General features: G+C 33.2%; 7 protein-coding genes and 1 pseudogene. 3 read left to right on the top strand and 5 right to left on the bottom strand.

Going from position 1 to position 9,699, the window contains the following annotated elements; genetic code table 11:
* Nucleotides 1-7 precede the first annotated feature (7 nt).
* Genes V4D31_RS04675 through V4D31_RS04665 form a run of 3 tightly spaced genes read left to right on the top strand, consistent with a single transcriptional unit; the run spans nt 8 to nt 4,482 of the window.
* Nucleotides 8-1,006: a DUF3108 domain-containing protein gene (locus V4D31_RS04675; RefSeq protein ID WP_353685307.1), complete on the top strand. Its 999-nt coding sequence runs from the start codon at nt 8-10 to the stop codon at nt 1,004-1,006.
* Between the two features lie 3 nt (nt 1,007-1,009).
* Nucleotides 1,010-3,511, top strand: a complete 2,502-nt coding sequence (uvrA, locus tag V4D31_RS04670; RefSeq protein ID WP_353685306.1) for an excinuclease ABC subunit UvrA — start codon at nt 1,010-1,012, stop codon at nt 3,509-3,511.
* Nucleotides 3,508-4,482, top strand: a complete 975-nt coding sequence (locus V4D31_RS04665; protein ID WP_353685305.1) for an RluA family pseudouridine synthase — start codon at nt 3,508-3,510, stop codon at nt 4,480-4,482. The genes uvrA and V4D31_RS04665 overlap by 4 nt, the downstream gene beginning before the upstream one ends.
* Nucleotides 4,483-4,621: 139 nt before the next feature.
* Here V4D31_RS04665 and rpe read toward each other — a convergent pair whose 3' ends face one another.
* The 5 genes and pseudogenes from rpe to V4D31_RS04640 form a co-directional block, all read right to left on the bottom strand.
* Nucleotides 4,622-5,278, bottom strand: coding sequence for a ribulose-phosphate 3-epimerase (rpe, locus tag V4D31_RS04660; RefSeq protein WP_353685304.1), 657 nt, complete (start codon nt 5,276-5,278; stop codon nt 4,622-4,624).
* Entirely contained in the window at nt 5,244-6,236 is a 993-nt protein-coding gene (locus V4D31_RS04655; RefSeq protein WP_353687086.1) for an NAD(P)-binding domain-containing protein, read from the bottom strand. The genes rpe and V4D31_RS04655 overlap by 35 nt, the downstream gene beginning before the upstream one ends.
* 8 nt (nt 6,237-6,244) lie before the next feature.
* A pseudogene (locus tag V4D31_RS04650) lies at nt 6,245-7,460 on the bottom strand (pyruvate kinase); the annotation flags it as partial.
* Nucleotides 7,461-7,515: 55 nt separating this feature from the next.
* A complete protein-coding gene (fbp, locus tag V4D31_RS04645; protein WP_353687085.1) occupies nt 7,516-8,460 on the bottom strand; it encodes a class 1 fructose-bisphosphatase in 945 nt (314 codons plus the stop codon).
* A gap of 30 nt (nt 8,461-8,490) precedes the next feature.
* A complete protein-coding gene (locus V4D31_RS04640) occupies nt 8,491-9,615 on the bottom strand; it encodes a class II fructose-bisphosphate aldolase (protein WP_353687084.1) in 1,125 nt (374 codons plus the stop codon).
* Nucleotides 9,616-9,699: the final 84 nt, after the last annotated feature.

Raw genomic sequence — 9,699 nt, 5'->3', positions numbered from 1 at the left:
TATTTTTATGAAACTGAGATGGATTATAGTAGCAATTTTAATTTCCATATTAGCTCATATGAGTATAATGATAGCGCTTGGTAAAATACAGCTGAGTTTGCCTTCTTTTAATTTTATAGAGACCTATATTTTTCAAAGTAAAAAAGAAAATCCGAAACCAAAAATTGTGGAAACTCCTGAGGAGGCAAAAAGCTCAGAAAATCAGGTATTAGAAAATCAAGTATCCGAAAAGCAAGAAATTTCTGAAAATAACAAATCCGAAACTACAGAAAACAAGCAAGAAGAACCTACTTCTAATTTTACTCAAAATTCTGACAAACCTCAGAGTTTACCAGTTCAGCAAAATCCTTTTACAAAATTTATCAATGAAACCATGAAGTTTGACATATATTGGATGGGCATTTATGTTGGTTCTGCAGTAGTTTCTGTAAAAGGTGATGAAAATACAATTACTATAACTTCTCAGGTCAAATCTGCAGGATTTATTTCAAATTTTTATTATGTCAATGACCATGCAGAAAGTACAATACAAAAAGGTTTACCAAAGCATTTTACGTTAGTTCAAATCGAAGGAAAACACAGAGGTAACAAAGAAACGATCTTTGATTATGAAAATAAAGAAATTGTTTTTATCAATCATTTAAAAAACAATACATTTTATCATAAAGGTATAAATAAAGTATTTATGGATGTTCTTTCAGGATTTTTCTATCTCAGAGCCATGCCAATCAACTTAAATGAGCCTGTTACAGTAGATATCTTTGACAGTAACAAATTTGCCACAGTTGTAGTTCAACCGATTAAAGAAGAAAAAATAGAAATCTCAAATAAACAGATTGACACGATTGTTATCAAGCCTCAACTTGACACTGAAGGACTTTTTAAAAGAAAAGGAGATATTATTATCTGGTTGAGTAAAGATGCGAGTAAAATTCCACTGAAAATTGAAACAAAAGTTCCTGTAGGAAAAGTGGTAGCAGAGTTAAAGGAATACAGAAAAGATTAAAAGATGCAGCAAAATATAGTAATAAGAGGAGCGAGACAGCACAATCTTAAAAACATTGACTTAATAATTCCAAGAAATAAGATAATTGTTATTACAGGACCTTCTGGCTCAGGAAAATCATCACTTGCCATGGATACAATTTTTGCTGAAGCTCACAGAAGATATCTTCAAAGCCTTCCAATAGAATTACGAACAATCTTTGATCAGTTTCAAAAACCTGATGTTGATTTTATTGAAGGACTTTCTCCAGCAGTATCTGTTGAGCAAAAAACAATATCAAAAAGTCCTCGTTCAACAGTAGGAACAATTACTGAGATTTATGACTATTTAAGACTTCTTTATGCAAAAATCGGAATTCCTTACTGTCCAAAATGTGGAAGGGAATTAATCTCTCAGGATATAAATAAAATGACTTCTTCAATACTTGCTTTACCTGAAGGAACAAAAATCCAGGTTTTAGCTCCGGTGGTTATTGAGAAAAAAGGACAACACAAAGAAATCCTTGATAGAGCAAAAGCTGAAGGCTTTATAAGAGCAAGAATTGATGGACAGCTCATGGAGCTTACGCAGGAGATTTCATTAAAAAAACATGTAAGACACACAATTGAACTTGTTGTTGACAGAATCATTGTTAAAGAAAAATACAAAAATCAAATAAAAAGAGCATTGGAACTGGCAATGAAATATAATCAAACAGTTGTAGTAAATATTGTTGATGAAAACAGAGATATTATATTTAGTAGCACTCTTGCCTGTCCAGCCTGTGGAATAAGTCTACCGGAAATTGATCCAAGACTTTTTTCTTTTAACAGTAAATACGGTGCATGTCCAAGATGTAAAGGTCTTGGATATGAAAACATAGAAGATGAAGAAGAAATAGATGTTTTAACCTTAATCCCTTGCAAACTTTGTGAAGGAACAAGACTTAGACAGGAAGCTTTAGCAGTAAAAATAAATAAAAAAAGCATAGCAGAATTATCAGCGGTTTCGATTGATGAATTAAAAAATTTTTTATCTAATTTAGAATTTTCTTCTTATGAATCTTCAATTGCTGAAAGAATACTTAAAGAAATTTTTATTAAACTTGAATTTCTCCAAAAAATTGGCGTTGGGTATTTAAGCCTGAATCGTCCTTCTTTTAGCCTTTCAGGTGGAGAAGCTCAAAGAATAAGGCTTGCAACTCAGCTTGGTTCTCATTTGAGCGGTGTTCTTTATGTTCTTGATGAACCAAGCATAGGGCTTCATCCAAGAGACTGCTCGAAACTTATTGAATCTATGAGAGAACTTTCTTTGAGAGGAAATACCCTTATTGTTGTGGAACATGATGAAAGCACAATAATGAATGCTGATTTGGTAGTAGAGCTTGGTCCTGGTGGTGGTAGGGATGGTGGTTATCTTACAGAGATATTATCTCCAGAAAAACTTATAAAAAGTAAAAATTCAATCACTGCTCAGTATCTAAGCGGTTCAAATAAAATTGCAGTTCCAAAACAAAGAAGAAAAGCGAATGAATTTATAAAAATCATTGGAGCAGAAGCTTATAATCTTAAAAATATTAATGTTAACATTCCTATTGGAGTCTTCGTTTGCGTTACAGGGGTTGCTGGTTCAGGCAAAAGCACATTGATATTTGAGATTTTATATAAAGCTCTGGCAAAAAAACTTTACAATGCCTCTGTTTATCCTGGCAAACATAAAACAATTGAAGGCATAGAACAGATAGACAAAGTTGTCTGCATTGATCAGTCTCCTATTGGAAGAACTTCTCGTTCCACACCAGCTACATACACTCAGGTTATGAATGAAATAAGAGAACTCTTTGCAATGTTACCTGATGCAAGACTTCGGGGATATACAAAATCAAGATTTAGCTTTAATCTTTCAGGAGGTAGATGTGAAGCCTGTCAGGGAGATGGAGTAAAAAAAATAAAAATGCATTTACTTCCAGATGTTTATGTTGTTTGTGACAGTTGTAAAGGTAAAAGATACAATGAAGAAACACTTCAAATTAAATACAGAGGGAAAAGTATTAGTGATGTTCTTGAGATGACAGTAACTGAAGCTCTTGAGTTCTTTTCTGCTGTGCCAAAACTTAAACAAAAGCTTCAAATAATGCATGATATAGGTCTTGGTTATATAACACTTGGACAGGCTGCAACAACACTTTCAGGTGGAGAAGCTCAAAGAGTTAAACTCGCTAAAGAACTTAGTAAAAAACCCACAGGAAAAACTCTCTACATACTTGATGAGCCTACAACAGGACTTCACATGGTTGATATAGAAAGACTACTTAACATACTTCAAAGACTTGTTGACAATGGAAATACTGTTATTGTTATAGAGCATGACCTGGAGATTATAAAATGTGCTGACTACATAATAGACCTCGGACCTGAAGGTGGAGCTCTTGGAGGATATCTTGTAGCAGAAGGAACACCTGAAGAGGTTGCTATGAATCCTGCCTCATATACTGGAAAATTTTTAAAAGAAAAATTAGGCTTATGAGCCTTATTTTAAAAATTGACAATACCCAGGAAGGCAAAAGACTTGATGTTTTCCTCTCTGAAAAATTGAATCTCAGCAGAGCAAAAGCACAGGGAATGATTGAAAATAAATATGTTAAGGTTAATAATTTTTTTAAATCAAAAAGTTATAAACTAAAACTTAATGATTTAGTTGAAATTTTTGACGGATTTTCATCTGAGAGTGAAGAAAATAAATTATTAATTCCGCAAAATATTCCAATTGAAATAATTTACAAAGATGAACACTTAGTTGTGCTCTCAAAACCTGCGAATATGGTAGTTTATCCCTGTGCGGGTCACAGAGATGGAAGTCTTTTGAATGCTTTAGCCTATCATGTAAAAAAACTTGCCACTGCTGGAGCTCCTCTAAGACCAGGAGTAGTTCACAGGCTTGATAAAGACACCTCAGGGGTAATTGTAATTGCTATTGATAATAACGCGTATTATGGATTGGTAGAAGCCTTTAAAAAAAGGCAGGTCAATAAAGAATATATTGCTCTTGTTTATGGAGAATTAAAAGGTAGTGGTAGAATTACACTGCCAATTGGAAGAGCAATTTATGACAGAAAAAAGATGTCCACAAGAGCAAAAAAATCAAAAGAGGCAATAACTGAATGGGAAGTAATCAAGAATTTTAAAAATTACACTCTTGTAAAGGTAAAGATTATTACTGGAAGAACCCATCAAATAAGAGTTCATTTTTCAGCAATTGGGCATCCAGTAATAGGCGACAGAACCTATGGAAAAAAAACATATATAGAACTTGGCAAACAAAAAATTCCTGTTTTACGGCAGATGCTTCATGCATGGAGGATTGAATTTAATCATCCAGTCACAGGACAACATCTTAAATTTGAATCATCTTTACCAGAAGACATGGAAAAAATCATAGAAATTCTGACTTTATCAGTTAAACCTCCTAAGGTTTTTAACAAAGGTTTAAAAAACTAAGTGTAAATTTTATAGGCAGTAACGATTAGAATTAGGATAGCAAAAATTTGCTTAATTTTTCCGCAGAGTTATAAATTTTTAGCATTAGAGAGCAATTCCCTCTCCATTAATTTCAGAGGCAGTTTAAAAGGGGGTTAAGTTAAATTGATAGTGTTTTTTTGAGTTTTTCCATAAATTCTTTATAATTTTTTTCACCAAAAAAAGCTGAACCCATTACAAGGATGTCAGCTCCTGCTTCAGTAATTTCACGGGCATTTTCAAGCTTTACTCCACCGTCTACTTCAACTAATGCATTGGAAAATTTGTTTAGAATCATTGATTTAGCTTTCTTTATTTTATCTATGCAAAAAGGTATAAAATTTTGTCCTCCAAATCCTGGATTAACTGACATTATTAATAGTAAATCAATATCTTGAAGTATCTCCTCTACTGTAGTTAAAGATGTTGCAGGATTTAGTGAAACTCCTGCTTTTATGCCTTGTTCTTTTATTTGCCAGACTGTTCTGTGCAGATGCACACAAGCCTCAACATGAACTGTAAGATACTGAGCACCAGCTTTTACAAAGTCTGATATATATTTTTCAGGATTTGTAATCATTAGATGAACATCCAGAGGAAGATTTGTTGCCTTTCTTGCAGCTTCCACTACTAAAGGACCAATCGTAATATTCGGAACAAAATGACCATCCATTACATCAATATGAATCATATCTACGCCAGCCTCCTCGGCAAGCTTAATCTCTTCATCCAATCTTCCAAAATCAGCTGAAAGAATTGATGGTGCTATGAGTACCACCGCAGTCCTCCTTAATTGAGTATTTTTCTATAATTCTTTTAACTACTTTATAAGCTGAATTAAAAGCGAACATAATACTTCCACGCTCCGTGGCTATATCACCAACTAAAAAGACTCTTTGGAGATTGCTTTCTCCAAATTCGTCAATTTTAGGTTTTCCATTAACGAGTTCTATCCCTATTTTTTGAAGAAAATCTTTTGGTGCACTACCACCAAGGCAATAAAAAATTTTTGAAAAAATCGCTTCAGAGCCATCTTTAAATACTACTTTAACTTGTTGATTTGCAGGCTCCAGTTTCTCAATGTCGCTTCCCAGGATAAGACGAATTTTGTTCTGTCGTTTTTCAAGCTCTTTAAGATTTTCTTCATTGACCCGAAAAAGTTTTTCTCTTCTGTAAGAAAGAAAGACTTCACAACTGTCAGAAAGAGCACAAGCAGTCTCTACTGCTGAGTTCCCTCCTCCTACAATGAGTATTTTTTCATTTTGAGGAAACTCTTTTGGAAGTCTGAAAAATACTTTATCTTTTACTTCTTCAGGAATGGGATAAGAAGGCTTTCGAGGAGTATCAAATACTCCTATAGCTAATATTACTATGTAACTCTTAGCCACTATTAAGTTTTCATGTTTTATTGCATAAAAATCATTGAGTTTTTCTAATCCGTCAATTCTTGTATTAAATTTAATTTTAATTTCATAATCTTTTACATATTTACGCATTCTCTCAAGAAAAGCTTCTTTTGTCTCCGTCTGAAAATCACATATCCCCTGAGCCTGAAGTTGTAATCCTTTGAAAACTTTATCCACTCTTTTCTGTGGAGGATAAAGCTTTCTTATTGTTGAACATATATCTCCGCCTTTTTCAAAAATAATTAAGTCTTCAATTCCTTTTGCCTTTAGTTCTACAGCTGTTGCCAGTCCTGCTGGACCAGCTCCTATTATACTTACAAGTGTTTTCATAGCTTTCATCCTATTCTGTGTAATTTTATAGTATTTGACTGTCCAGATACAATTACTATTTTATCAGAACTGCTGGCAATACCTAAATTTTTGAGAGTTTTTTCAATCTCTTCTAGAGAAAAATTTTTGTTCCACATAGGAATTATCCCCCAAAAAAGAGATAATTTTCTGTATGTTTTTTCTTTTATACTAAAAGCAATCACCGGCATTGATGGACGCAATTTTGAAAGCACTTTTGTGGTTGATGCAAACTCTGTAAAAACAACTATTGCTTTTGCATTGATGTCTTGAGCAACTTCAACGGCTCCAGAAGCTATTGCTTCAGAAAAAGAACTTCCAACCTTATAAAGAACAGGAATTCTGTGAGATAAATTTTCTTCCGTAAATTTTATGATTGAACTCATTGTTTTAACTGCATCTACTGGATATTTGCCAGTTGCTGTTTCTGCAGAAAGCATCAAAGCATCTGCTCCATCAAGAACTGCATTTGCAACATCAGTTGCTTCAGCACGGGTTGGTCTTGAATGTTGTCTCATTGATTCAAGCATTTGGGTTGCGGTTATAACAATTTTACACTTCTGATTTGCAAGTTCTATTAATTTTTTTTGATATACAGGAACTTCATGAATTGGGAGAGAAACACCGAAGTAACAAGCCCTCTTCATTTGCCCACTGTTTTATCAAAAGTAAGTCATTTTTGTTTTTTACAAACGAAACAGCAACATAATCTACATCAAGATTAATGCCAAATAAAAGATCAGCTTTGTCTTTGTCAGTAAAACTCAAAGTTGCATTTAAGTTAGGGAAACTGATTCCTTTTTTAGGTTTAAGAGTTCCGCCTTCTTTTACTATTGCAAAAATTTTGTCATTGAGTTTTTTAGTTACTTTAAGTATTATTAATCCATCATCAATCAGGACTTCATCACCTTCTTTGACTTCATAAATCAAATCTTTATACGGGACAAAAAGAGTTTTTGAAGTAGACACACCATCACCAGATCACATTTCTATTTCTTCACCTTCAGTAAGTTCAATTTCTTTTCCATTTATGTTGTTTATTCTTAGTTTGCTACCCTGAAGATCCTGCAATATTGCAACTGCTTTCCCAAGCTTATTTGATTCTTCCCTTATCGTTTTTATGACCTGAGCATAGTAAAAATGATCTCCATGAGAAAAATTAAGCCTTACCACATCCATTCCAGCCTGAATCATTTGAGAGATTATTTCTTTTTTATCTGATGAGGGCCCTATAGTGGCTACAATCTTTGTTTTTCTCATTTTATCTGTTCATTATCTCCATGCATTTTTTCACATCTTCCGGGCTACCCATAAATACAGGCACTCTTTGATGTAGAGCCTGGGGTTTAATATCTAAAATATTTTCAGTTCCATCGGTTGCTAATCCACCTGCCTGTTTAACTAAAAAAGCCATAGGAGCTGCTTCATAAAGAAGTCTTATTTTTGCCTTTGAACCTACCATTGGATAGGCAAATATTCCGCCTTTCATAATTGTTCTGTGTATATCTGTAACCATTGCTCCAGCCCACCTAAGAGTATATCCTTCTGATTTAAAGTAATCTACGCATTTTCTAATTTTTTCTTCCCATTTGTTGTAATAGGATTCATTAAATCCATAGATCTTGCCTTTGTCAGGAATTTTTATATTTGGATGAGAAAGCAAATATGTACCCACCATTGGATCAAGAGTAAATCCATAGACTCCATTTCCGGTTGAATAAACAAGCATGGTTGATGTTCCATAGATAACATATCCAGCAGCTACTATTTTTTTTCCTTCTTGTAAAAATGTTGATTCATCAGAAGAAGTTTTTCTCCAGATTGAAAATATTGTTCCCACAGATGTATTAGCATCAATTACAGAAGAACCATCAAGGGGGTCTACTGCTATAATATATTTGCCCTCCTTACCTTCTTCAGGAAATAAAGCATTTTCCATTTCTTCACTTGCTACAGCATAAAAATCGCCACTTCCACTTAGATGTTCTACAAGAACTCTATTTGACAAGGTATCTAATTTTTGAACTTCTTCACCCTGCACATTTATTCTTCCTGTTTTGCCAATTACATCAACAAGTCCAGCCATTCTTATATATGAAGAAATAATTTTTGTTGCATTTTCTATAGCCATTAAAGCATGAGAAAGTGTGCCAGTTGCTTCTGGATGTTTTCTTTCTTGTTCAAGAATAAATCTGTTTAAATCTATGCCTTTTTTTTATTTCCATTTTTTAACCTCCTACTGCAAAAATTTTAAACTTACATTTACAGGATTTATATATTTATTAACAAGCTGTATTGAATCTTTAACACGAAGTTTTTCAAATATTACATCAAAAGTTTTTGAAAGTTCGTCCATTATTGCGTTTTTTATATCTTCTGGAAGACTCCACCACTGTTTTTTAAAGGGACCAAATCCTTTTTTTCTTGTTTTGTATATGAACTGCTCATATGTCATGTCCTGTTTCCATTCTTCTTTACATTTTTCTTGAAGGTATTGATAAATTTCTTTCTTTAACCAATCTGGTGCTAAATCATACATTGTGTTTTGAAATCCTGTGGCAAGATGAATTTCAGAAGTATAAGATTCAGGAAATTTATCAAATAATTCCATTGGTAAAGTAGATGCTCCATGTTGAACAGCTCCACTTAATCCATATTTTTCCTGAGCTAAACTACCAATTGATTTTAAAACATTAAAATCCAATTTAACTTGAGCCAGAGTTCCGTCTTTTAAAGGAATTCCTCCATGAGCTGTTCCTGTTTGAACACTAATTTTTGAGATACCTTTTTGAGAATTCAAAGTTTTCAAATAACCTTCCATAAAAGCCTCAAATTCTTCAACTGTAGAATTTTTACCACCAATATGACCTATTTCTCCTCCAACACTAACTGTTATTCCATCTGGCTGCAACACTCTTATATAGTCTGTAAACATAGCTGTAAGAGTAAAGTTTTCTTTTTGTTGTTCCTTTAAAGTTTTCTTTGAATAATCAACCATTGTAGAGGCATATATATCTATGTTAAAAAAACCAGCATTTATCGATTCTTTTATTAAATTTTTAAGGGTATCAATCTCTTCTTTATGATTTTTTTCAAAATTTTTCTTGTTGACCTGAAAATGATCTCCTTGTAGAAAAATTGGATAGTAAAATCCTTCCCGCAAAGCTGCAGCTATAATATTAGCAGTATATTCTGAAGGACTTTGATATGTATAACCAATCTCTGAACGAGCAATTTCAAATATAATCAAACCTACATTGTTTTTCATCGCTGATCTAAAAATAGCTCTTGCTGCGTAATAGGTAAGTCCTCTTATATTCACAGCAGGAACAGTAATGCTGTGGAGTTCACCTCTTCCCATTGCATCATAAAAATTTTGAATTGATGAAGGAACCACTCTATGTTGAAGCCCTTTAAGAAATATCATTTCTTTGGCTTTGTTTCT

The sequence above is a fragment of the Thermodesulfovibrio sp. 3462-1 genome, from assembly GCF_040451425.1.
GTDB classification, from domain to species: domain Bacteria; phylum Nitrospirota; class Thermodesulfovibrionia; order Thermodesulfovibrionales; family Thermodesulfovibrionaceae; genus Thermodesulfovibrio; species Thermodesulfovibrio obliviosus.
The sequence above is the reverse complement of the archived record's forward strand: the minus strand, read 5'-3'. Positions and strand labels throughout refer to the sequence as shown.

Excerpts from the sequence above, each read along its gene's own strand:
- V4D31_RS04675 (WP_353685307.1), top strand. The coding sequence starts at position 8 with ATGAAACTGAGATGGATTATAGTAGCAATTTTAATTTCCATATTAGCT.
- uvrA (WP_353685306.1), top strand. The coding sequence starts at position 1,010 with ATGCAGCAAAATATAGTAATAAGAGGAGCGAGACAGCACAATCTTAAA.
- V4D31_RS04665 (WP_353685305.1), top strand. The coding sequence starts at position 3,508 with ATGAGCCTTATTTTAAAAATTGACAATACCCAGGAAGGCAAAAGACTT.
- V4D31_RS04655 (WP_353687086.1), bottom strand. The coding sequence starts at position 6,236 with ATGAAAACACTTGTAAGTATAATAGGAGCTGGTCCAGCAGGACTGGCA.
- V4D31_RS04640 (WP_353687084.1), bottom strand. The coding sequence starts at position 9,615 with ATGGGAAGAGGTGAACTCCACAGCATTACTGTTCCTGCTGTGAATATA.